Source organism: Kiloniella laminariae DSM 19542 (assembly GCF_000374005.1).
In the GTDB taxonomy this organism is placed as follows: Bacteria; Pseudomonadota; Alphaproteobacteria; order Kiloniellales; family Kiloniellaceae; genus Kiloniella; species Kiloniella laminariae.
Genome location: NZ_KB893157.1, coordinates 273178 through 294602 on the forward strand (window position 1 = coordinate 273178; position 21425 = coordinate 294602).

At 51.8% G+C, this 21425-nt stretch carries 21 protein-coding genes and 2 tRNA genes; 8 read left to right on the forward strand and 15 right to left on the reverse strand.

Features of this window, described 5'->3' with window-relative positions:
* The first annotated feature begins 103 nt into the window (after nucleotides 1-103).
* The 5 genes from B152_RS0114405 to B152_RS0114425 all read left to right on the forward strand — a co-directional run bounded on the left by B152_RS0114405 (nucleotide 104) and on the right by B152_RS0114425 (nucleotide 5022).
* The gene (locus B152_RS0114405; protein WP_020593139.1) at nucleotides 104-1066 is read left to right on the forward strand and encodes a TraB/GumN family protein; all 963 of its coding nucleotides are present in this window, start codon (nucleotides 104-106) and stop codon (nucleotides 1064-1066) included.
* A 138-nt stretch (nucleotides 1067-1204) separates the two neighbouring features.
* Entirely contained in the window at nucleotides 1205-2383 is a 1179-nt protein-coding gene (locus tag B152_RS0114410; protein WP_020593140.1) for an aspartate aminotransferase family protein, read from the forward strand.
* A gap of 29 nt (nucleotides 2384-2412) precedes the next feature.
* A complete protein-coding gene (gene argF / locus B152_RS0114415) occupies nucleotides 2413-3318 on the forward strand; it encodes an ornithine carbamoyltransferase (RefSeq protein ID WP_020593141.1) in 906 nt (301 codons plus the stop codon).
* A 19-nt stretch (nucleotides 3319-3337) separates the two neighbouring features.
* Complete coding sequence (gene hslO / locus B152_RS0114420) at nucleotides 3338-4294, forward strand: Hsp33 family molecular chaperone HslO (protein ID WP_020593142.1); 957 nt, start codon at nucleotides 3338-3340, stop codon at nucleotides 4292-4294.
* 131 nt (nucleotides 4295-4425) lie between these two features.
* Nucleotides 4426-5022 (forward strand): hypothetical protein, encoded by a 597-nt coding sequence (locus B152_RS0114425; RefSeq protein WP_033406407.1) that lies wholly within the window; start codon nucleotides 4426-4428, stop codon nucleotides 5020-5022.
* Nucleotides 5023-5111: 89 nt separating this feature from the next.
* Here the strand turns inward: B152_RS0114425 and B152_RS0114430 are convergent, their stop codons facing one another.
* The 6 genes from B152_RS0114430 to B152_RS0114455 all read right to left on the reverse strand — a co-directional run bounded on the left by B152_RS0114430 (nucleotide 5112) and on the right by B152_RS0114455 (nucleotide 11710).
* The gene (locus B152_RS0114430; protein ID WP_020593144.1) at nucleotides 5112-6557 is read right to left on the reverse strand and encodes a TrkH family potassium uptake protein; all 1446 of its coding nucleotides are present in this window, start codon (nucleotides 6555-6557) and stop codon (nucleotides 5112-5114) included.
* Between the two features lie 216 nt (nucleotides 6558-6773).
* Nucleotides 6774-7382, reverse strand: coding sequence for a GTP cyclohydrolase I FolE (folE, locus tag B152_RS0114435; protein ID WP_020593145.1), 609 nt, complete (start codon nucleotides 7380-7382; stop codon nucleotides 6774-6776).
* Between the two features lie 38 nt (nucleotides 7383-7420).
* Nucleotides 7421-7813 (reverse strand): Co2+/Mg2+ efflux protein ApaG, encoded by a 393-nt coding sequence (gene apaG / locus B152_RS0114440; protein ID WP_020593146.1) that lies wholly within the window; start codon nucleotides 7811-7813, stop codon nucleotides 7421-7423.
* 248 nt (nucleotides 7814-8061) lie between these two features.
* Complete coding sequence (locus tag B152_RS0114445) at nucleotides 8062-8751, reverse strand: ATP-binding cassette domain-containing protein (RefSeq protein ID WP_020593147.1); 690 nt, start codon at nucleotides 8749-8751, stop codon at nucleotides 8062-8064.
* Nucleotides 8748-10460, reverse strand: a complete 1713-nt coding sequence (locus B152_RS0114450; protein ID WP_020593148.1) for an ABC transporter permease — start codon at nucleotides 10458-10460, stop codon at nucleotides 8748-8750. Before B152_RS0114450 ends, B152_RS0114445 begins: the two co-directional genes overlap by 4 nt.
* A 26-nt stretch (nucleotides 10461-10486) precedes the next feature.
* Nucleotides 10487-11710, reverse strand: coding sequence for an ABC transporter substrate-binding protein (locus B152_RS0114455; protein ID WP_020593149.1), 1224 nt, complete (start codon nucleotides 11708-11710; stop codon nucleotides 10487-10489).
* A gap of 250 nt (nucleotides 11711-11960) precedes the next feature.
* On the opposite strand from B152_RS0114455, the gene B152_RS0114460 reads away from it, so the two are divergent.
* The 3 genes from B152_RS0114460 (at nucleotide 11961) to B152_RS25465 (ending at nucleotide 14844) form a co-directional block, all read left to right on the forward strand.
* Nucleotides 11961-12034: transfer RNA gene (locus B152_RS0114460), tRNA-Gly, on the forward strand.
* Nucleotides 12035-12240: 206 nt separating this feature from the next.
* Nucleotides 12241-12492: a hypothetical protein gene (locus tag B152_RS0114465; RefSeq protein ID WP_020593150.1), complete on the forward strand. Its 252-nt coding sequence runs from the start codon at nucleotides 12241-12243 to the stop codon at nucleotides 12490-12492.
* A 204-nt stretch (nucleotides 12493-12696) separates the two neighbouring features.
* The gene (locus B152_RS25465; RefSeq protein WP_169337428.1) at nucleotides 12697-14844 is read left to right on the forward strand and encodes a sensor domain-containing protein; all 2148 of its coding nucleotides are present in this window, start codon (nucleotides 12697-12699) and stop codon (nucleotides 14842-14844) included.
* A 59-nt stretch (nucleotides 14845-14903) separates the two neighbouring features.
* Here the strand turns inward: B152_RS25465 and B152_RS0114475 are convergent, their stop codons facing one another.
* From B152_RS0114475 to B152_RS0114515, 9 genes are all read right to left on the reverse strand, one after another.
* A complete protein-coding gene (locus tag B152_RS0114475) occupies nucleotides 14904-16016 on the reverse strand; it encodes a CobW family GTP-binding protein (RefSeq protein WP_020593152.1) in 1113 nt (370 codons plus the stop codon).
* 11 nt (nucleotides 16017-16027) lie between these two features.
* Nucleotides 16028-17083, reverse strand: coding sequence for a COX15/CtaA family protein (locus B152_RS0114480; RefSeq protein ID WP_020593153.1), 1056 nt, complete (start codon nucleotides 17081-17083; stop codon nucleotides 16028-16030).
* 110 nt (nucleotides 17084-17193) lie between these two features.
* Nucleotides 17194-17904: a VOC family protein gene (locus B152_RS25470; protein WP_020593154.1), complete on the reverse strand. Its 711-nt coding sequence runs from the start codon at nucleotides 17902-17904 to the stop codon at nucleotides 17194-17196.
* Between the two features lie 83 nt (nucleotides 17905-17987).
* A complete protein-coding gene (locus tag B152_RS0114490) occupies nucleotides 17988-18392 on the reverse strand; it encodes a tellurite resistance TerB family protein (protein WP_020593155.1) in 405 nt (134 codons plus the stop codon).
* Nucleotides 18393-18557: 165 nt separating this feature from the next.
* Nucleotides 18558-19376, reverse strand: coding sequence for an anti-sigma factor family protein (locus B152_RS0114495; protein ID WP_020593156.1), 819 nt, complete (start codon nucleotides 19374-19376; stop codon nucleotides 18558-18560).
* On the reverse strand, nucleotides 19373-19903 hold the full coding sequence (locus B152_RS0114500) for an RNA polymerase sigma factor (RefSeq protein ID WP_020593157.1): 531 nt from the start codon (nucleotides 19901-19903) through the stop codon (nucleotides 19373-19375). The genes B152_RS0114495 and B152_RS0114500 overlap by 4 nt, the downstream gene beginning before the upstream one ends.
* 118 nt (nucleotides 19904-20021) lie before the next feature.
* Nucleotides 20022-20426: a COG4315 family predicted lipoprotein gene (locus B152_RS0114505; RefSeq protein WP_020593158.1), complete on the reverse strand. Its 405-nt coding sequence runs from the start codon at nucleotides 20424-20426 to the stop codon at nucleotides 20022-20024.
* A 92-nt stretch (nucleotides 20427-20518) separates the two neighbouring features.
* Nucleotides 20519-21142: a LysE family translocator gene (locus B152_RS0114510; RefSeq protein WP_020593159.1), complete on the reverse strand. Its 624-nt coding sequence runs from the start codon at nucleotides 21140-21142 to the stop codon at nucleotides 20519-20521.
* A gap of 182 nt (nucleotides 21143-21324) precedes the next feature.
* Nucleotides 21325-21401: transfer RNA gene (locus tag B152_RS0114515), tRNA-Pro, on the reverse strand.
* Between the last annotated feature and the right edge of the window lie 24 nt (nucleotides 21402-21425).

Sequence of the window (21425 nt, forward strand, 5' to 3'; positions counted from 1 at the left end):
GGCCAGAAAAATCAAAAAACCGGATCTTTGAGATAATAGCCTGTAAATGCTGCACAGATTTGCTACCTTCACAGGCCTGTCGCCTTTGCATCAGGGATGCTCCATGTTGAAAAACTGTTCTCTTATTCATTCCGTTTCTGTGCATCTTGCTCTGAGGCCGTTGGGGCATGTCCGGGATCGGATTGTACTCATCTGTCTGTTCCCGGCTTTGCTGGCCCTTACACAGCTGGCCCAGGCGCAGGAGATGCCGTTCGGGCAGGGTGTGATGTGGCAGGTGAGCAAGGAAGGCGTTGAACCAAGTATAATCTACGGAACCTTGCACAGCAGCGAGCGTCGCGTCGTTGATTCCAGTGCTTTGGCCCATCGAAAGCTTTTGACTGCGAAAAGCCTGGTCATTGAAGTCGAAGATGATGACGCCATTCAGCAACGCCTGTTTGAAACCATGATTTATGATGACGGGCGGCGGCTGGATCAGCTTGTCTCTCCGGAGACTTTTGAGAAGATCAAGGTTCTGGGGTATGAATACGGTTTTCTGGCACGTCAGATGAACGTCCTTCGTCCCTGGGCTGCTGGCGTTATGTTTTCCTTCCCTCCTTCAGAAGCATCCAGGATCTCGCTGGGGATCAGGACGCTTGATCAATCACTTCAGGATCTGGCGAGAAAACAGGAAATAGAGATTATTGCCCTGGAAACGATTCAGGAACAGCTTCTGGCTTTACAGGGTGAAGGAGAGCAGGAACAGATCCTGCTGCTGACAAGTCTGCCCGAGACGATACAGGAAGTTGAAAACAATTTTGAAAGCCTGGTCGGTGAATACCTGTCGCAAAATGTTGCGGGCCTTTATGCGCGCAAGCGACAGAGCCTGGCGGTTCTACCGCCCGAACAGGCTGATGCCTATATCCATCGCCTTATAACATCGCGGAATTACAGCATGGTGGAACGGATGCGGGGCCTGTTGAACAAGGGAAATGCTTTTGTGGCTGTGGATGCGCTGCACCTGCCGGGGAATGAAGGACTTCTCAGCCTTTTGCAGGCACAGGGATACAGGATTGCGCCTGTTAAGTGAATTTTCCTGCTGAAAAGGCAGAAAATCAGCTTTCTCCTTATTGACAGGTCCAGACGATCTTGGGTTAATACCTTGCTCCGGGGTGGCAGAATTGTCGCCCCGGGTTTTGTTTTTCAGCAGATATCAAGAGAGATCCCAATGAGTGACGCAGTAATGCCGACCTATGCACGTATCGACCTCGCCTTCGAGCGGGGAGAAGGACCTTATCTCTATACTGCTGAGAACCGACGATATCTCGATTTTGCAGGTGGTATTGCCGTCAACTCTCTGGGGCACAGTCATCCCCGGCTGGTGGCCGCGTTGGAAGAGCAAGGGCGCAAGCTCTGGCATACCTCGAACCTCTACCGGATTTCCGGGGGGGAGAAACTTGCAGAGCGACTTGTAGAGCATAGCTTTGCGGACAAGGTTTTCTTTACCAACTCCGGGACCGAAGCGCTTGAAGGCGCGATCAAGCTGGCAAGAAAATATCATAGCCATCATGGACAGCCGCAAAAATACCGGATTATTACCTGTGACAGTGCTTTTCATGGCCGGACCATGACGGCCCTGTCTGCAGCTGGTAACGCAAAACATCTGGAGGGATTTGGTCCACAGACACCCGGATTTGACCATGTGGCTTTCGGAAACCTGAACGAACTTAGGGCCGCCATCACGGAAGAAACCGCCGCGATACTGGTAGAACCTATTCAGGGGGAAGGCGGTATTCGTGCCGCTTCAATGGATTTCCTCAAAGGCCTTCGGACGGTTTGTGATGAATTTGGTCTGCTGCTGATTCTTGACGAAGTGCAGTGTGGTAATGGCCGTACCGGCAAATTTTTTGCCCATGAATGGGCTGGTATAACACCTGATGTTCTGGCGACGGCCAAGGGTATTGGCGGGGGCTTTCCTCTCGGGGCGTTCATGGCGACTGACAAGGCGGCGGCCGGGATGAAGCCGGGAACACATGGCAGTACCTATGGCGGTAATCCTCTGGCGATGGCTATTGGCAACGCGGTGCTTGATGTTTTGCTTGAGGAAGGATTTCTGGATGGCGTTCTGGAAATTTCGGACTATGCCCGCGAACAGTTTGATGGGCTTGTTGCCCGCTATCCTGATATTTTTGAGGAAGTACGTGGCTCCGGACTGATGCTTGGCCTGAAGTGCAAGGTCCTCAACTCTGATGTGATTGCGGCAATGCGCGCCGGAGGCCTGCTTTCTGTCGGTGCCGCAGACAACGTTATCCGTCTGTTGCCGCCACTGACCATAGAGCGGGCGCATGTTGACGAGGCAATCGCCATTCTTGAAGATGTGAGCCAGAAACTGGCGCAGGCAGCCTGAAGGTCGCCGGATACCCCGAGGTAAATAAAATGACTGATGTAAAACACTTTCTTGATCTGAACCGGTTTGATACCCGGCAGCTGCGCGAGATTCTTGATTATGGAACAAAGCTGAAATCAGGAGAAATTCCAGGTCGGCCACTGGAAGGCAAGTCCCTGGCAATGATTTTCGAGAAACCTTCGACACGGACAAGGGTGTCATTCGAGGTTGGTATTTCTCAACTGGGCGGCGATGCGGTATTGCTTGATTCCAGCAGCACCCAGATGGAACAGGGGGAAAGTATCGCAGATACAGCTCGGGTCCTTTCCCGTTTTGTCGATGCAATCATGATTCGGACCTCTTCTGAAAGTATCCTGCATGAACTGGCTGAATATGCCAGCGTTCCGGTGATCAATGGCCTTACGGATGAGTCGCATCCCTGTCAGCTGATGGCGGATATCATGACCTATGAAGAGCACCGCGGGTCTATTGCCGGGAAGACGGTGACCTGGTGCGGCGATGGCAACAATGTTGGCACCTCCTGGATCCATGCGGCAGTGCGTTTTGGTTTTCACCTGAAGCTGGCGACCCCGGCCGAGCTGCCCCCAAACCAGGCTGTGCTTGACTGGGCCAAAGCAGAAGGTGGCAAAATTACCGTTACCCGGTCGGTTGAAGAAGCGGCGGCAGATAGCGACTGCATCGTAACAGATACCTGGGTCTCTATGGGGGACACCGATGCTGCCAATCGCCACAATCTTCTGAAGCCTTATCAGGTGGATCAGCGCGTGATGGGACTGGCCAAGCCGGATGCTCTCTTTATGCACTGCCTGCCTGCCCACCGTGGCGAAGAGGTGACTGAAGAGGTCATTGATGGCCCCCAGTCGGTTGTTTTTGATGAAGCCGGTAACAGACTGCATGCCCAAAAGGGCATTATGTACTGGTGTATGAGCAAGTAAAAAGCTGGAGTAATGTTGTATGAGTAACACTGTCGGGACCAGCATGAGAGATGATCTGATCCAGCCATTTTTGTTAGAGGCAACCGGCATTCGAGGTCGCCTGGTTCGGACCGGGCCAGCAATCAGCACGATTCTGGCGCGTCATGACTATCCGCCGGTGGTTAACGAACTGCTGGCTGAAGTGCTGACCCTGACAGCGGTGCTTTCTTCGCTGATGAAATTTGACGGATGCTTTACCCTTCAAAGCAAAAGTGACGGCCCAGTGAAAATGCTGGTCAGCGACATGACTTCGGAAGGTGTGCTGCGTGGCTATGCCGGGATCAACGAGGAAACGCTTGCACAGTTGCTTGAACGGACAGAGGACCCAGCCACCCTGACCCTCAAAGATCTGACCGGAAAGGGGTATCTGGCCTTCACCGTTGATCAGGGAGAACACATGGAACGCTATCAGGGCATTGTCGAGCTCGAAGGAGCTACTCTGTCCGAATGTATCCAGGGCTATTTCAAACAGTCTGATCAAATCAAAACAGGCGTACTGGTCAAAACAGAAAATAAGGAGGGGATCTGGCGTAGTGGCGGCATGATCCTCCAGTACATGCCCGGAGAGGGGGGCGTGCAGGGGAAAAAAGACCAGGACGAGGAGACTTTGAGGGAAGACTGGCAGCGTTCCATGGTTCTGATGGCCAGCTGTACTGCAGGCGAACTCCTCGACCTTGATCTGCCCGTGACAGATCTGCTTTATCGATTGTTTCACGAGGAAGAGGTCAGGGTTTTTGATCAGAAAGCCATCCTGGAAGGGTGCCGCTGTTCCCGGGAAAAGCTGGAAACAGTCATCAAGACCATTCCTCTGGAAGAGATCGAAACCTACAAGGTTGAGGGCAAGATTGTTGCCTCCTGCGAATTCTGCAGCCGCAGTTATGATTTCGATGATGCGGATCTTGCCCGACTTAATTCTGGAGCAGAGACGGAGACCTGAGAGGTCTTCTTTGTGCCATAATTTCTGGGTATTCCCCTAGTCGTCATTAGACCCGGTCCCTGCTTGTATCTTCTTTGATTGGTTAGGAAGACAACCCGGAGAGGGCGCTCATAGAAGAGGTAGATCAGATCATGGAACTTAGCAGAAGAAATTTTGTGCTCGGGGGCGTTTCCCTTTCAGGTGCTTTATTGGCAGGGTGTCAAACGGCACCTTCTTCAGGCAAACAAGCGGAACTAACCTATTCGCATCTTCCTTCCTATCAGTTGTTGGTCAGCGAGATTGTGATCGAGCAGGCTTACGTCAGCCCTGGACAAAGCCCGAATGTTGAACATCTCTTTAACAAGACTCCTGCTGAGGTTGCCGAGCGCTGGGCCCAGGATCGGCTGCAGGCAATGGGCAATGACGGGGTGCTGAACTTTATCATCAAGAACGCTTCCGTCACGGAAACCAAGCTGGAGCGTCAGACCGGGATCACGGGTCTGGTTACCTATGATCAGTCCGAACGCTATGACGGTGTGATCGAGATTGAAATGCAGGTGCGCGATGGCCGGGGATATAAAGATGCCCAGGTGTTTGCCCGCGCTGAGCGGAGCAAAACCGTGCCTGAAAATCTTACGTTACGCGAGCGTGAAAAAGTCTGGTTCAAGATTACAGAGGATCTGATGATTGAAATCGACCGTCAGCTTCAACAGGGAATTGCCAAACATCTGAGCAGTTTTGTGATGTAGCCCGGAGATATTTTCGTGCAATGAGCTCTTCGCGATAAGCCAACAAAAAAGCAGGTCTTGAAACGGACCTGCTTTTTTGTTGCGATAAATCAGCCGCGCCAGAAGCGGGGCAGGACCATGACAAGAATGGTGAAGAGTTCCAGGCGCCCGAGCAGCATCCCGGCAGCCATGAGCCACTTTGCGCCATCGGGCAGGGTCTTGAAGTTGCCAACGGGGCCGATGACATCCCCTAACCCGGGGCCAACGTTGGCGATAGCGGTGGCCGCGCCGGAAACCGCGGTAATAAAATCAAGCCCGAAAGCGCCCAACCCTACGGCAAGAAATACAAAACTGACGGCAAAAAGGAAAAAGAAGCTCATCACAGAGTTGGAAACACTCTCTGGAATGGGGTTGTTGTTGTAGTTGGGAAAGAAAATCCCGTTCGGTTGAATAAGACGGTTAAGCTGTGCCTGGGTTGTGGCGTAGAGCACCTGGAGACGGAATATTTTGATGCCGCATGTGGTCGATCCAGCACAACCGCCGACAAACATCAAAATGAACATCAAGGCGAGGGCAAAACCACCCCATTGGCCATAATCAGCCGAGCTGTAGCCTGTCCCTGTCATAACAGAAATCACATTGAATGCTGACAGACGCAGGGATGTCCCCAGGCTCATCTCGTCGATGTACCAAAGCCAGAGAGCGACCGTCAGGATCGAGACAGCGAGAATAATGAGAAAGGTTTTGACCTGGCTATCCTGAAGCAGGCTGGTCAGGTCGCCCCGGATGACCCGGAGATAGAGGATAAAGGGAATGCTGCCAAGAACCATGAAAAGACAAATGGCCCAGTGGATCATCGGATTTTTGAAGTGGGCAATTGAAGAATCGTAATTGGAGAAACCACCTGTCGCTATTGAGGTCATTGCATGCACAACGGCATCAAATCCGGACATTCCGAGCAGGGAGAGGATAACCGCAGCGGCGATGGTGATGAAGACATAGAAAATAGAAATGGCAGCAGCAATCTGGGCGGCCTTGGGCAAAACCTTGTCGGCTTCAAAGGCTTCAACCCGGAACATCTGCATGCCCCCGACCTGCAGCATGGGAAGGATGGCAACGGCCATGACGATAATGCCGATACCGCCCAGCCACTGCAGGATGCCGCGCCAGAGAAGAATGCCCGGTGGGGAGCTGTCCAACCCGACGATAATGGTTGAGCCAGTTGTGGTGATGCCGGACATGGATTCAAAAAATGCATCAGTGATACTGAGTTCCAGCTCTGAAAAAGCGAGAGGAATGGCCCCGGCAACGGCAATGGTCAGCCAGGCAACATTGGTGATGACAAAAGCTTCCCGCAACGAAAAACGATGCCAGGAGGCATTGGTTGCGAGAACCATGGCAATGCCGATAGAGAGGCTCAGGGCGGAAGATGTTGCAAATACGCGCCAGTCCGGGTGACCGGCAGCGGCATCAACCACGGCCGGAATAATCATGGCAATGGCCATGATCGAGAGCAGAATTCCGGTTACGAAGACGACGGGACGAAACTGGATCATCCACAGGGCCTTTTCATTAATAGGACTGAGTGCACCAAACAATGGAACGGTGATGCGTCGGGGACAATAAAGGGTGACATGCCAAAGTCCAGTTCTGGCCGGAGCAACTGATCTGTCTCTTTACAGCAGCAGAGGTTAGCAGAAAAAAAACAAGTTTGGTATGCAAAAGCCCCCGGTCCCGAATGCAGGGAACGGGGGCCTTGAAAAGTGCTGTACTCAGGAGGCCGAGGAGGAAGGATTTCCGATCAGGGAAAGGAACTCTCGCCTGGTTGAAGGGTTGGTCCTGAACAAGCCGAGCATCCGGCTGGTTACCATTGTCACGCCAGATTTGTGGACCCCGCGAGTGGTCATGCACTGGTGTGCGGCCTCAATCACGACAGCAACTCCTTTGGGCTGCAGGACGTCATTGATGGCGTTGGCGATCTGGGCGGTCATCTTTTCCTGAATCTGCAAACGTTTGGCATAGGCCTCGACAACTCTTGCGAGTTTGCTGATGCCAACCACGCGGTTGTTGGGCAGATAGGCGACATGGGCCTTGCCGATAATCGGCGCCATGTGGTGCTCGCAATGGGATTCAAAGCGGATATCGCGCAGGAGCACGATCTCGTCGTAGCCTTCAACTTCTTCGAAGGTTCTTTCAAGAAGTTCGTTGGGGTCAACATCGTAACCGGCGAAAAATTCCTGATAACTGCGGACAACACGGTCAGGCGTGCCCAGGAGACCTTCGCGGCTGGGATTATCTCCCGCCCAGCGAAGCAAGGTTTCCACGGCCGACAGCGCTTCTTCTCGTGTCGGACGGATGACTGTGTTTTCGGTGTTGCTCACGGGCTCTTTCCTTTTATCTTCCTGCTGGAAGTGTTGTGCTAGTTCGGGCGCGCCACTTCGTGTGGACTGTCCAGTGAAAAGGCCGGGACGATGACGTCGAAAAGTTCACCATTCGGGCCTTCCATCTCGTAACTGCCTGACATGATACCTGAAGGCGTCGGTAAAGGGGTGCCACTGGTATACTCAAAACTTTCGCCGGGTTTGAGGCAAGGTTGTTCACCAACAACACCTGCGCCGCGGACTTCCTGTACCCTGCCCATGGAGTCTGTAATACACCAGTAACGGTTTCTCAGTGTGACGGCGTCATCACCCTTGTTTTCTATCTGGACCTGATAGGCCCATACATAATGGTCGTCAGCGGGAGACGACTGATCCTCGAGAAAAGTCGGTTTTACTGTCACCGTTATAGACCTGGTGGTCTGGCTATACATGGGCACTGGCTCCGGGGCTGTCATAAATCGTGACAGCTTTTATCCTGAATTTGCCGTTGGGGCAAAATCAAGATGGCATACTGCAGTAAAAAAAACTGCGGTTTTCACTCTAACACGACGATATTTATTGAAAATTCCCCGATCCGGGCATTTTCTTGAAATTATTTCTCATCTGAAAACACTGAGTACAAAACAATTTGGATACTGACCAGAACAAAGATCTGTGCCTGGGGGGCATATGCTGGTGATCATTTAAATGGCATATTCAGGATGAGGCCTTCGGCAGAACGCGCATCTTCAGGATCATGTGTGACCAGCAGGGTTGGGAGGTTATGAGCCCGGGCGTGTTCAAATATGAATGTTCGGAAACGTTCACGCAAGGCGCTGTCGAGTTTGGAGAAGGGTTCGTCAAGCAACAAGGCAGAAGGTCGAGATAGCAGGGTTCGCATCACGGCAACCCTCGCCCGCTGTCCACCAGACAAAGTGGCGGGGTCCTGATCCGCATAGCCGGATAATCCGGCTTCTTCCAGGGCTTCTTCTATCAACATTTTCCGCTGGTTTTTCTGGCGTACAGCGGCTGGAATACCAAAGCCGAGGTTTTCCCCCACCGAGAGATGCGGGAAGAGCAGGTCTTCCTGGAATAACATGCCGATGTGTCGCTGTTCTGGCGGGGAGCTGGTAATATCGCGTTGTCCAAGACAAACTCGTCCGACCGCGTTGAAATCTTTTGCAAGCGTCCCGCTGATGAAGGAGAGAAGGCTGGATTTCCCACAGCCACTGGGGCCCATGATCGTCGTGATTTCACCCGGCTGTATTTCGAGATCAAACTTTTTAAAAAGGGTTTTGGTGATCCCGGAACTGCAGAGGGAAAGCGTGAGATCTTGGAGTATGAGAGGCTCGGGTATCTGAACTGCACCGGGGCGCTGGTTTGTCGTCATGGTTGGGACAAAGCCCTTCTGTGGCGGAAGATAAAGTTCGAAAATCCTATGGCTGCACTGAAGACCAGGAGCGGGAACAGGCCTTGTAACAATGCATAAACCGAAATGATCCGGCGGTTACCGCTGGCTGACAGGTTCACGGCCTCTGTGGTTAAGGTCATAAAGCGCCCGCCACCTGCAAAGAGCGTCGGGAGATACTGTGCGACCGAGACGGCAAAGCCAATAGCCAGAGCAAAAAGCAAGGGGCGTAAAAGCAGGGGCAGTCGTATCTTCCAGAAAGCGCGCCAAGGGCTGGCACCAAGGCAGTGGGCAATATTGACAAAACGTTCATCCTGATAGCGATAGGGATCAGCCAGCGAAAGAAACACGTAGGGCAGTACAAAGAGCAGATGGCTCCAGATCAGGGCCAGCCAACTTCCATCTATACCAAGTTTTATGGCAATCACTTGGGTGCCGAAAAGAAAGGAAACCTGTGGAACCATCAGAGGAAGATACAACAGCCAGAGGGCACCTGATCCAGCTGTTTTGCCCCGCCGTTTTTCATTCTCGAGACAGGCAACGCTCAGAGTGATGGCAATCAGGGCACTGATAATCCCGGTGATCAATGTTGTGCAGCCGCTCAACAAGAGCGTGTCGAGATTGCTGTGCCAGCTCTGGATGCTCCATTCGGAAGGCAAGGCATCGGGATAGCGCCATCTTCGGGTAAAGGACCAGAGGACGATGACCAGCAGAGAACCGCAAAAAATACTGCCGAGAAGCTGGAAAAATGAGCGGGAGAAAAAACGGATGGTTTGCTCGGCAAATGATCTCTGCCCATTACTGAGCCAGCCACAAAGGATTTGCGCCACCAACTGTTCAAGAAGATACCAGGCAAGTATTGACAGAATGACAATGACAAGTTGAAAGGCCGCCGCGGTTGAGGCGAGTGCGCGGTAACTCAGATCAGGGTCATTGAACCATCGCAGGATAAGGACCGGCAGGGTTGGTGGTGTTGTCGGGCCGAGAATAAGCGCGACGTCGACAACAGAGAGGGAGAAGGCGAGAACGGCATAAATCGGCAGACGGATCTGACGGTAGATCAGGGGGAGAACAGCCTTGATCCATGCTGCAACAGGGCTGTACCCCAGAGTCTGTGCCAGAACAAGTCGTTGTCTTGCCTGTCCCTGATCAGACGCCGCGATAATCATCAGAAGCAGATAGGGGGTTTCCTTGATCACAAGCCCGAGGATCAGGGAGACAGCAAAAGGGTCATGAATGATGGCGATATCTGGCGGGGTATCCCATCCCGTCAACCCGGGAGAGAAAAGACGCGCGAGCCACCCGCTGGGAGCAAGAAGAAAGGCAAAACCGATGGCCAAGGCGGAGTGGGGGATTGCCAGAATGGGTGCCAGCAGTTTTCGAACCCGGTTAAAGCTGGGGCTGCCTTGCCAGGCGGCAGTAAAGGCAATGGCGAGACCGAGGGAGAGAGCCGTCGCGATAAAACCGCTCAGGAGTGTAAGGTACAGGGCTTCGGGCAAGGCCGGATGCTCTATCAGGTGTTCCCAGCTCAGGAGAGAAAAATCTTTTGAGCCCAAGGCTGGAAAGTACCCGAAGGCAGGCAGAATTGTGCCGATTAATCCTGCAGCCAGCGGGCCAAGGAAAACCAGAAGGGTGAATGCCGGGACGTATTTCAGGCTTAGGCAGTCAGTGATGATAGAGAGTCTGGCCATGTTTTGTCTTGAGGATAGCAAAAAAACTACTGGCCGTAGCGCTTCAGCCATTCCCGCTCAATTTTCTCCATCCAGGTCGGATGAGGCTCAAGCAGGGTTGGTCCGAGGTCCTGTGGAGCGAGAGTTGCGATGCCCAGTTCTATTGCTTCAAATATGCTGCGGTCCTCTGCGGAGAGTTTATCTATTGCCAGAACGGTATCGTCCCCCCAGTAGCGAGGATCCTGTTTTCGGGCCTGGGCTTCAGGGCTCATCAGAAAGTTTGCGGCAACCATGGCAGCTTCCCTGTGGGACGAGTTATAGGGGATTGCGACAAAATGAGTGTTGCCAATGGTCCCGTCCTTGAAGGTAAAGGTGCGGACAGTCGCTGGGAGCTCACCACTTTCGATCAGAGCTGATGCCGCACCCGGGTTGAAAGAGAGGTGAATATCGACCTCGCCGTCATCCAGAAGCTGCTGTTGGGCAGAGCTGCTGACCGGGAACTGTTTGCCGCTGCGCCAGAGTGTGGGATGAAGCTGATCAAGAAATTGCCAGAGAGGTTTTGTTGTCTCGTCAAACTGAGTCTGGCTGGCCAGAGGAGAGCGCAAGGCATTATTTTCGCTGGTAATATCAATCAGGGCCTGCTTCAGGAAAGTAGAGCCAAGGTAGTCCGGGGGGGCGGGATAGGTAAAACGTCCGGGGTGGTTTTCGCTCCATTCAGATAATTCCTGTAAAGAACTGGGAGCTTGGCTGATGCGGGCAGAATCGTAGATAAAATTGAATTTTGCCATACCCCAGGGGGCCTCGAACCCTTCAACTGGAATGGTGAAGTCAACGGTCGTGGTCGCTTTGCCTTCAGTATCAACATAGCGGTAGTTGGGCAGGCTTGTGGTGAAAGGACCAAAGAGTAAATGGTGTTGTTTCATCGAAGCAAAATTTTCACCATTGATCCAGACCAAATCAACACTGCCATTCTGGTCTTTCCCGGCAGTTTTTTCGGCAAGGACACGGCTGACAACATCGGCCGTATCTGTGACCTTGACGTGCGTCAAACGAATGGAATATTGCTGATCCAGCTGCTGTCCTACCCAGGCTATATAGTCATTGATCTTTTCACTTCCGCCCCAGGCATTCCAGTAGAGGGTTTGGCCTTCGGCCTTTGCCGTAATCTCTTGCCAGTCCGGTTCTTCAGCCAGGGAAATCGATATTGCTCCACCCCAGAACAAGCCTGCTGCCAGCGCGATAAAACCCAGTTTTCTTCTGATCACGTTCATTCCTCTTTTAAACCTGCTGCTGCATGGGAACAACAATCCTGCTTCTCCCGGGACTATCTGATAGTCTCAATGGAGACAGCCTACAGGGTGACCTGAGAGCTGTCAGCCTTAAGCCTCTATCATCACGAGGGTTTTACCGAAATTGTCTGTTTTTGTGAGGTCGGCAGAGAGGAATTAAAAGAAGGCTTGCGCAGTTTTGTTCCGGGAGCTAGAAGAATCAAAGGCGATTCATCATCGCGCTGCGGCGATCGCGGGTGTAGTTCAATGGTAGAACATTAGCTTCCCAAGCTAAATACGGGAGTTCGATTCTCCTCACCCGCTCCAAAGCTAAGCAGCTGATTTATTACGCTTAGATTTCTTGCGTAGAAGAAAATTTCATTTTTAAGTTAGACACTTGTTATCGCCAGCCGCTGTCTCAGTGATTTTCGATCTCTTTCCTTTTAACTTGCTCCCTTCTTCAGACGAATCTACAAAAATGTAATCTCGTCTCATCACAAAGGGGCCGCATCTATTGCGGGCATTCAAAGATAATGGTTGGTCGTATCGTTCAGGTTATTCTTCTTTGTTTTGTCGTTGGCGTGATTTTAGCCGCTTTCAATACCGATGCGCTGGGCCTGGTGAAATGGGTTACCGGTAATTTCAAGGAAGTGGTCGATTATATCATTGAGTTTCTGGATTGGGGCGGGCGCTATATTCTGCTGGGGGCAGGGGTGGTTCTGCCGATTGTCGCAATTAATATTTTGCTTCATTTTCTCAAAAAGCGCCGTTCGAGCGAAGAATAGCAATAAATATAAAATTGTTTCGATAAAAGAGATGAATCCAGCCAGGTGTTTACACTCCAGTAACCGTCATTTTGTTAGGTTAGGAGAAGGCGTGCAAGAAAACCCGCTCAAAGAATAGTGCTGCAGAACTTTAGGATTTGAAATGAGTCGACCTTATGGATGGCTATCCCCAGGATTTGCCCTAGATCTGGTCTCGGGGATAAATTGAACACGAACATACGACATATACTGGATACTCTCCCTGATTTTGCGATGCTTGTCCGGGAGGGGAACATCACCTTTTGCAATAAAGCGGGTCTTGTCTTGCTTAAGGCGGAGGCTGATTCCGAGATTGTTAACGGCCCTCTGGTTGAGCTGGTTCACGAGCAGTATCGCGATGTTTTTGCCGAAATATGGCAAGAGCTCCTGAAAAAAGGGACAACGCGATTTCCCTTAAAAATCAAAAGCAACGATGGCATGTTTCATGAAATTATGTTCCATGCCGACTGTTCGCTGGAAGTTGGCAAGGATGTGGTTATCCTTTATGGCAAGGATTTCTCATCGATAGAGCTGGACGCGACAGTTCAGATGGGAAATGCCCTTTCCCGGCGGGTACTTAATGACGTTTCCCTTTCCCTACTGTGTATTTGTGATCCGGAAGGGATCAGCTATATCAACCCGACGGGCTTGAAACTGCTTGAAGCAGAACAAGAAGATGAAATCTTGGGATTGAGGTTCGCCCAGCTTGTCCATCCTGATTATAAATCAATCTTTAAAAACGAGCTGGATGTTCTTGCTGAAGAAGTTGAGCCACTTCCTCTGAAACTCATAGGTTTGCACGGAACTGAACTGCGCGTGGAGATGAAGGTCTCACGGTTTCGCCACGGCTGTCGGGATGGTTTCCTTCTGGAAGCCCGGGACATCACCGAGCTGTTGTTACGGCAGGAAGAACTGTTGCGCATTCAGGGGGTCCTCAAACGAAAAGTCGAGGAACAGACCCAGGAGCTTAGTCAGGAAATTCATGCACGGATCAAAGCCGAGGAAACTGTTGAGCATATGATTTTGCACGACGGATTGACCGGGCTTGGAAACCGTACACAGTTCGTACGGCATATGGATGCGGAAACTAAGCGCTGCGGGGAAGAGGATAAATGGGCTGTCTTTGTTCTCGACCTGGACCACTTCAAGGATTTGAATGATATTTTCGGGCACGAAACCGGTGACCAGCTTTTGCGGAATGTAGCCAGAATCCTTAGTAAGAGAATAACCGGTGATGGTTATATGGCCCGGTTGGGCGGCGATGAATTTGCCCTGATGATCCCTTATGACGATGATCAGGAGCCTGAACTGTTCGCCCAGAAAATCCTTCGTAAAATGAGCAGGGCATTCGTTTTGAATGATCAGGAAGTCTATTCCGGCTGCAGTATCGGTATTTCACTCTTTCCGGTACACGGGGACAAGGCTGCTTCTTTACTTGGTTGTGCCGAGATGGCGCTTTATCACGCCAAAAACAAGGGTCGGGCAACCTATTCGTTTTTCAATAACTCGCTCAAGCAGAATGCAGAGGAAAGCAGCAGGATCGAACATCTGTTGCGCGCAGCATTGGTCCGGAATGAGTTTGAGCTGTATTATCAGCCACAGATTGACTTGAAGACTGGAAATCTGGTTGGAGCCGAAGCGTTGATCCGCTGGCACAGCAGCGAAGGAATGGTCAGCCCTGATCGTTTTATTCCCATTGCCGAGAAGACGGGTTTAATTGACCCTATCACGGACTGGGTGATGACGACGGCCTGTACACAGGCGAAGGAGTGGCAAAGTATCATTCCAGGAATAAGAGTTGCAGTGAATCTGTCTGCTGTTTCTTTCCGTCAGGCAGATTTTGTCAACAAGGTCAGTGAAGTTCTTGAGTTTACCCAGGTGCGCCCGGAATGTCTTGAGCTGGAAATTACCGAAACTGCCATTATGGCGGACTTTAAGGAAGCTGATCGTATCCTTAACCGTCTGGATGATCTGGGAGTGAACCTGGCGATTGACGATTTTGGCATGGGCTATTCCTCGCTGTCCTATCTTAAGCGGTTTCCGGTAGATAAGCTGAAAATTGACAAGTCTTTTGTCATGAAGCTGGATCAGAACCCGGATGATGCCGCGATTACCGCTGCGATTATATCCATGGCTCATGCGATGGGAACGCGGGTTCTTGCCGAGGGGGTCGAGGAAAAAGCTCATATGCTGTTCCTGAAAGAACGGGGCTGTGAAGAAGCTCAGGGTTTTTACTTCGCCCGTCCCATGCCAGCCGAGGAGTTTGTTAAATGGTGCTCACAGGGCGGCACTGGAAATGCTCCGCCAGTTCCGGGTCTGGGGAGTTCGAATTAACACGAACATCCCCAGGGCAAAGTAGCAGATCTCTGGCTGAAATTTCTTTGCTATAATTCTCAGTGTAAATCTGTGCTTTCTTCGATAAAAGCGCGGAAGGTCTCGTCAAACATGTCCCGTTTCAGATCGCGGACAATGAAGACCAGTTTGGAGCGACGGTCTTCATCCGGCCAGCTTTCGAGCATGACAGGGGGATGAAAGACATGCTGGACTCCGTGAATGACGATGGGGTTCTTATCGCCTTCAACGTTCAAAATTCCCTTTATTCGCAGAATATTATTGCCATAGAGCGTAATCAGCATATCAATCCAGGAATTCATCTGATCCCAGTCAATTGGCTTGTCGTGGGTCAGGCAGAAGGCATGGACCTTGTCGTCATGACGGTTAACATCGTGATGATGAGCGTGTCCATGACCGTGGTGATCATCGTCATGATCATGATGATGCCCGTGAGACGTTTCTTCGAAGGCTTCGGCTTTTAACCATTTCTGCACATCAAGAGATTTGGTTTCAGGATTATATAGTCCGGCATTAAACAGGTCGGCTGGGTTAATCTTGCCAAAGCTGACCTGCTGAATTGCTGCGGTCGGGTTCAGCGCTTTGATCCGCTGGAGCAAGTCGCTATCTTTTCTCTCTGCAGCCATATCGGTTTTGGTCACGAGAAGGCGATCTGCAACGGCAACCTGCTTTACGGATTCCGGATGATTGTCCAGTGTGCTGTTGCCATTGAGGGCATCAACCGTGGTGATAACACCATCCAGCCGGAAACGTTCACTCAGAAAAGGATCCGTCATCAATGTCTGAAGGATTGGTGCTGGATCTGCCAGACCTGTTGTTTCAATGACAAGCCGCTTGAAAGCAGGAACTTCCTTCATAAGGCGCTTTTTATAGAGCTTGCGGATGGTTTCAACCAGATCCCCACGCACAGTACAACAGAGGCAGCCACTGTTCATCAGCACGATGTCTTCCTGCGAGCTTTCGACCAGCAGATGATCCAGACCAATTTCGCCAAACTCGTTTACAATAACAGCTGTCTCATCCATCGCCGGATGCTGCAGAAGCTGTTTGAGCAGGGTGGTTTTGCCACTGCCGAGAAAGCCAGTCAGGACAGACAGGGCGAGGGGCTCTTCGGGGATGTCCATATCGTGGACCTGAAACTTAATATCGGACATGATCAGATCTTTCAGATGAGCGAGGGATTTTTGTCCCGGCGAACCAGAAACAGACTATAAAGACTGGCGGTGAGGAAAAGAAGCCCCCCGGCCTGGTGCAGGGCAGCCAGAGTGATGGGGACAACCAGAAGCAGGGTCGAGATACCAAGAGACACCTGGATTATAGCCGCGAGCAACAGAAGGTTGAGGGCTCTGTTCAGGGTGGTTGAGCGCGGCAGACGCAAGGCAGAGAGCCAAATGCCAAGCGTCACGATAAAAGTGGTCACAGCCAGCAGGCGATGATTGAACTGAACGGCAGCCACGTTCTCGAAGATATTGACGTACCAAGGAGTGATGTCGTGATAGGCGGGCGGAATAATCTGGCCTTCCATCAGAGGAAAGCTGTTGTAGATCATACCGGCATTAAGACCGGCGACCAGTCCGCCCGAAGCAATCGTTGTCACAATAAGCCAGGGAAGAAACGCGAGAGGGCGGTAAAGACGGGTGCTGGCTTCTGCGGACTTGTGACCGGGTTGGGGAAAGAGCAGGCCCAGGGCAACCCAGAAAAGATAGGCATAAATGGCAAAAGCCGCGAGCAAGTGCGCGGTGAGGCGATATTGGCTGACATCTGTTCTGTCGGCGAAACCACTTGCAACCATGTACCAGCCAAGACCGCCCTGCAGGCCACCAAGCAAGAACATAAAGACCAGATGTGGTGCAAGCGGTTTCCTGATCTGTCCACGGAACCAGAACCAGAGGAAAGGAACAAGAAACACAACACCGATGGCCCGACCCCAGAGACGATGGATGAACTCCCACCAGAAAATCCCTTTGAACTCTTCCAGACTCATTCCCGCATTTTCCTGCTGATATTCGGGAATCTGTTGATAGATGGCAAAAATCCTTTGCCATTCGTTTTCGGACAGGGGAGGAAGCGCGCCACCTACGGGGTTCCACTCCATAATCGACAGGCCGGATTCAGTCAGGCGGGTAATCGCCCCGATGACGGCCATAATCAGAACCATCGCACAGCAAACCAGAAGCCAGATCGCAATGGGGCGGTCCTGTTGGCGGGTGTCTTTAGTCATTCTCAGTCCAATTGACGAATAGAGTTACACTTGGGTTTTATAGAGAGAATCCGGGGGGGTTCAAGACAGGATAACGTTCACCCCAACAGGACGATGCAAGAGGTGGGAACTTAACGGCCTGATGCCGGGGTGATCCTGCAGGAGGGTAGCTGAAGATGATGCGTGATCTTGCCAGCCTGATCTTTGAGAGACAGCCGTATTCCCGGGGTGTCGGCTCTGTAAGTTATCACTGGTATCAAAGACAGTTGTTGCAGCTTTATCAGGTCATCAGAAAAGCCTTCATTCTGTGGCAGCTGTAGTTCTATCAGGTCAAGGTCGCTAAAATTCTGCCGCTTGGTAGTCTCCCATTGGTCCGGCCGTTTTGTACCGGGAGACTGGAAAACCATCGGATGCCTGGGGTCCTGACTTGAGAGGCTGACGGGAATTGCCATGCCGGGAGGCAGGTAGGGCGGGCAGTAATCCCACGTTGCCAGAGGAAAGAGGGAATGGGCAGTCCGTCGCAACGCCAGCCCAAAGGGAGAAGCCCCATTTGTTTTCCAGTGAGCACGTTCGGCCAGAGCTGTCCTGGCGATCAAGGGGCTGCGGGCCTCTTGCTCGTCTGTGAGCCACAGGAGTTCGAGATAACAGTTATCAAAACAATAACAGATGTTGGCTGTTCCCTGCCCGGGATGCTCCCGTTGGTAACTTTCCTGCACACCTGCCTGTTCCAGCAGGCTTGCCTCAAGCGGTTTCGTTTCTCCGTCCTCAAGTGTGACAAAAACAAAGACATGGTCAAGTTCTGGCATTGCAGGTACGGGAGGTTGGTCCGGAAGGTCAGGCATAGGGGAGGCAATCTTGGCATGAATATAAAAAATAAGAGGAAAGTGCTGTAAACTTTCCTCTTATTCGGGCTTGAATTCGAAGGTCAGACTGAAGTGTAGCGAGCCCGGGTGCCGCGCTCGATCGCGGCAGCAACAAGACGCTCAACATTCAGCGTATGACGGAGAATTTCCAGCAGCCGGAGTTCTTCCTGGCTGGCAAAGCCGTCGGCAGCGACGACTTCCAGAGCAAGAGCGTAGGCGGTTTCATGAAGTTTTTCCGGCAGGGCTTTGGCAGCCTGCGCGATAACTTCCTCAAAGCCGTCTTCTCCACCCAGAAGTTCGGCGCAGGCATTGGCGTCCTTGGGCAGGTCATCCGGATTATAGCCTTTGAAAACCGGAAGAAATTTCACGATTTCGCCAATGGTCTGCAATTCGGAATCCGTCATGTCGCTATCAGCAGCTGATGCGAGAACCATAATGTAGACAAGTGCGGTTCTATAATCGGTCATTAAGGAACGTCCTTTTACCTTTTTGTGTTTATGTACTGACTGGCCTGGAAATCCAAACTCCACATGGTGAAGCGAGCCCAAAAGCAATCCCCTTGGTGATACTATACCAGCCCCTTGTCGGAAAGGCCTAGAGAAGTCTTTGTCGAATGTGGACGCTGGTGTTGATCAGAGCTGTTGATAGACAAAATCGGCAAGCTGGGAGAGTTCCTGGCGATTCAACTCGCCAACCAGGGCATATCCCAAGGGGCCATCATACCAGTAGAAGGCTCTGGTGGTGCCCGCTTCGTGATAGCGGAAGGCTGTTTCTTTACTGTCTGATTGTCTGGACAGATACAGCGTAATCCGGTTTTTATCCGCGTTTTGATACATAAACTGTGCTGCAGGCCCGTTGCTGGAAGGCAGCAGGCGCCCGCCGACGAGTTGGAATCCTGCTGTGGACAGATCCGGAATGGAGAGGGGCACTTCCATACGATTGGAGAGCCATTTGGCAAGATGGCTTTCCTCATTAGCCAGGACCTCGACCGGGTGCCTTGCTTCGGGAGTGTAGACCCAGTGTGCTTCCAGTGCAGGTTGGGTGAAATCGTCATTCTGGGTGGTTTGAATGCCTGATGTCAGAAAAGGAACGGAATTGTACGAAAGGTATTCATGACCAAGCCATCCTCCGCTGCCTCCGATGGCAAGCCATAGAACAGCAGCGGCAATCCGGGACCCGATGCGTGAGGTTTTCCTTGTGGCGAGGGAAGGGGGGGGGATGTTTACTGCCAAAGGTTCGCCGGGAAACAGCTGTGGCGGGATCACTTCTTCCGTTTTGTGGTCAAACAGGGCCCGGAGCCCGAGAGTCTGTTTTTGCCAGGAAGCGACCCGCTCAGCATCTTCGGGGTGTGTGGATAACCAGAGCTCTACGCGTTTTTTCTCCGCTGTAGTTAGCTCGCCGTCTACATAAGCATGGAGAAGGTCGGAGCCTTCGAATTTATGTTTGTTCATTTGACCCGCCTTATGTTTGTGCTTGTTTCAGCGGTTCCTGAAGTTTTATGGCGGAGCGTTTCCCGGGCGCGGGAAAGGCGTGACATAACCGTGCCGAGGGGGAGTTCAAGTGTCGTTGCTGCCTCTTGATAGGAAAAGCCTTCGAGGCAGACTAACAACAGGATCTGTTTTTGTTCCTCTGGCAGCTGGGCGATGGCAGCTTCGAGATCCTGTAAATAAAGATGATCGATCTGGTTGGCAGGGCTTTGTGCCGCTGCAGCAGTGATATCAGCTTCGCTTGTGGTGTCTGAGGTTTTCAAAAAATCTCTCTTGTCTGCCCGTACTTGATTAAGATGGATATTGCTCAGGATTCTGTACAGCCAGGTTTTCAGATTTCCCTCTCCCCGCCATTGGGCGCGATGCGCCAATCCTTTTTCGAGGCAGTCCTGAACGAGGTCATCGGCCAGAGACGAGTCCCTGACCAGTGCAAAAGCATAGCGCCGCAATGTCGGAATTGCTTTGGTCAGCTGTTCTAGAAACTCGTCCATATCTGTCCCTGATCCGGTGCCAATCGGCAAGCGGGTTTGCCAGCCTCTGCTGTTTCCAGTCTCTGTTATTCCTGGAGCAGAGAGGCAATACCTGTATTTGCGCTATATCCGGCAGGAATCAGGGTTTTGCAACGTGCCAGACATCTTTGAAGTTGTCGCCAGTCACATCACCGGGCTTTTTATCCTGTACCCAGCCGTAAAGTGCTTTGCCTTTATATGCCCACTGTTGCGCGCCATCATCCCGTGTAATTTTTGTGAAATCGTTCGTTTCTGCTGTTTCACCTGCTGCGAGAAGGGGCGGCCATGCTTGGGCACAACCACCGTTGCAGGCAGACTTTCCATCAGAATCATTGGCAAAAGTATATAGGGTCATACCTTTGTTGTCCGTCAGGACAGGACCAAGTGATGTTTCGCCTGTGCTAACGACGCCGCTTAGTTCCTGAGCATAGACCGCACCAAAGAAACTGGTACTGGCAAACAGTAATGAAGCTGATAGGGCAAGGATGTTAAGTGTCGGTTTCATGAGAATAGTATCCTTCTGGTAGTGCCCCCAATCGGGGGCAGGTAAAGGTTAGACACCTCAGAAGCAGATTTATTCCAGCAATGTTGAAATATTTATTTGGATATCGCCAAAAGTCCACCTGCCCCGATAAGCAGGCTGCCACTGGTCCGGTTCATAATTTTCTGCCCCCGGACTGTCCGGGTGAGAAACGCCAGCTGTCTTCCCGAAACCGCATAAAGGATCAGGGCAATGATTTCGAGCACAGTGAAAGTTATGCCCATGATGCCGAACTGGGGAAGCATGGGGGTGTCCGCGACCAGAAACTGAGGGAAAAAGGCGGTGAAAATCAGGATTGCCTTCGGGTTTGTGATGGCAACAAAGAACTCCTGACGAATGATGTTTCGGGTCGAAACTTTCTGTTCTTTTGTAAACGCGCTGTCACTTATTGCCTCGGGCTGGCTACGCCAGAGACGATATCCGAGATAAACCAGATAGAGAGCTCCGGCAATTTTGAGAAGATAAAAGGCTGTTACAGATGTGGAGAGAATTGCGCCGAGGCCCGTTGCGGTCAAAAATATCAGAATACTGAATGCCAGAAGCCGTCCCACACCGCCCTTCAGGGCGTAGAGAAGGCCATATCGCAGGCCATTGGTCATGGCGAGCATGTTGTTGGGGCCTGGCAGTACATTCAGGGCAAAGGCGGCTGGGACAAAAAGTAACCAGAGTTCGAGAGACATTTTCGGGATCCTGGAGATGGTTCAGGAAATGAGCCTATCGCCAAAAACCGTGCTTGTATAGATTGCTTGCGAGCTTCCGGAATTGTCAGGAGACACGGTCTGTAGAGGGGCTGGTGGGCTCGGCCATAAATGACAAAAGGTCGCCCTGGGCGACCTTTGAATGTCAATCTTCTAGCGAAGATTGGTCGGGGAGAGAGGATTCGAACCTCCGACCCTCTGGTCCCAAACCAGATGCGCTACCAGGCTGCGCTACTCCCCGATCCGGAGTGAGGTTTATGCTTCC

Excerpts from the sequence above, each read along its gene's own strand:
- B152_RS0114445 (WP_020593147.1), bottom strand. The coding sequence starts at position 8,751 with ATGACGACAAACCAGCGCCCCGGTGCAGTTCAGATACCCGAGCCTCTC.
- B152_RS0114495 (WP_020593156.1), bottom strand. The coding sequence starts at position 19,376 with ATGAACAAACATAAATTCGAAGGCTCCGACCTTCTCCATGCTTATGTA.
- B152_RS0114410 (WP_020593140.1), top strand. The coding sequence starts at position 1,205 with ATGAGTGACGCAGTAATGCCGACCTATGCACGTATCGACCTCGCCTTC.
- B152_RS0114510 (WP_020593159.1), bottom strand. The coding sequence starts at position 21,142 with ATGTCTCTCGAACTCTGGTTACTTTTTGTCCCAGCCGCCTTTGCCCTG.
- B152_RS0114405 (WP_020593139.1), top strand. The coding sequence starts at position 104 with ATGTTGAAAAACTGTTCTCTTATTCATTCCGTTTCTGTGCATCTTGCT.
- B152_RS0114490 (WP_020593155.1), bottom strand. The coding sequence starts at position 18,392 with ATGACCGATTATAGAACCGCACTTGTCTACATTATGGTTCTCGCATCA.
- B152_RS0114475 (WP_020593152.1), bottom strand. The coding sequence starts at position 16,016 with ATGTCCGATATTAAGTTTCAGGTCCACGATATGGACATCCCCGAAGAG.
- B152_RS0114450 (WP_020593148.1), bottom strand. The coding sequence starts at position 10,460 with ATGGCCAGACTCTCTATCATCACTGACTGCCTAAGCCTGAAATACGTC.
- B152_RS0114425 (WP_033406407.1), top strand. The coding sequence starts at position 4,426 with ATGGAACTTAGCAGAAGAAATTTTGTGCTCGGGGGCGTTTCCCTTTCA.
- B152_RS0114455 (WP_020593149.1), bottom strand. The coding sequence starts at position 11,710 with ATGAACGTGATCAGAAGAAAACTGGGTTTTATCGCGCTGGCAGCAGGC.
- B152_RS0114480 (WP_020593153.1), bottom strand. The coding sequence starts at position 17,083 with ATGACTAAAGACACCCGCCAACAGGACCGCCCCATTGCGATCTGGCTT.
- B152_RS25470 (WP_020593154.1), bottom strand. The coding sequence starts at position 17,904 with ATGCCTGACCTTCCGGACCAACCTCCCGTACCTGCAATGCCAGAACTT.
- B152_RS0114465 (WP_020593150.1), top strand. The coding sequence starts at position 12,241 with ATGGTTGGTCGTATCGTTCAGGTTATTCTTCTTTGTTTTGTCGTTGGC.
- apaG (WP_020593146.1), bottom strand. The coding sequence starts at position 7,813 with ATGTATAGCCAGACCACCAGGTCTATAACGGTGACAGTAAAACCGACT.
- B152_RS0114500 (WP_020593157.1), bottom strand. The coding sequence starts at position 19,903 with ATGGACGAGTTTCTAGAACAGCTGACCAAAGCAATTCCGACATTGCGG.
- argF (WP_020593141.1), top strand. The coding sequence starts at position 2,413 with ATGACTGATGTAAAACACTTTCTTGATCTGAACCGGTTTGATACCCGG.
- B152_RS0114430 (WP_020593144.1), bottom strand. The coding sequence starts at position 6,557 with ATGATCCAGTTTCGTCCCGTCGTCTTCGTAACCGGAATTCTGCTCTCG.
- hslO (WP_020593142.1), top strand. The coding sequence starts at position 3,338 with ATGAGTAACACTGTCGGGACCAGCATGAGAGATGATCTGATCCAGCCA.
- B152_RS0114505 (WP_020593158.1), bottom strand. The coding sequence starts at position 20,426 with ATGAAACCGACACTTAACATCCTTGCCCTATCAGCTTCATTACTGTTT.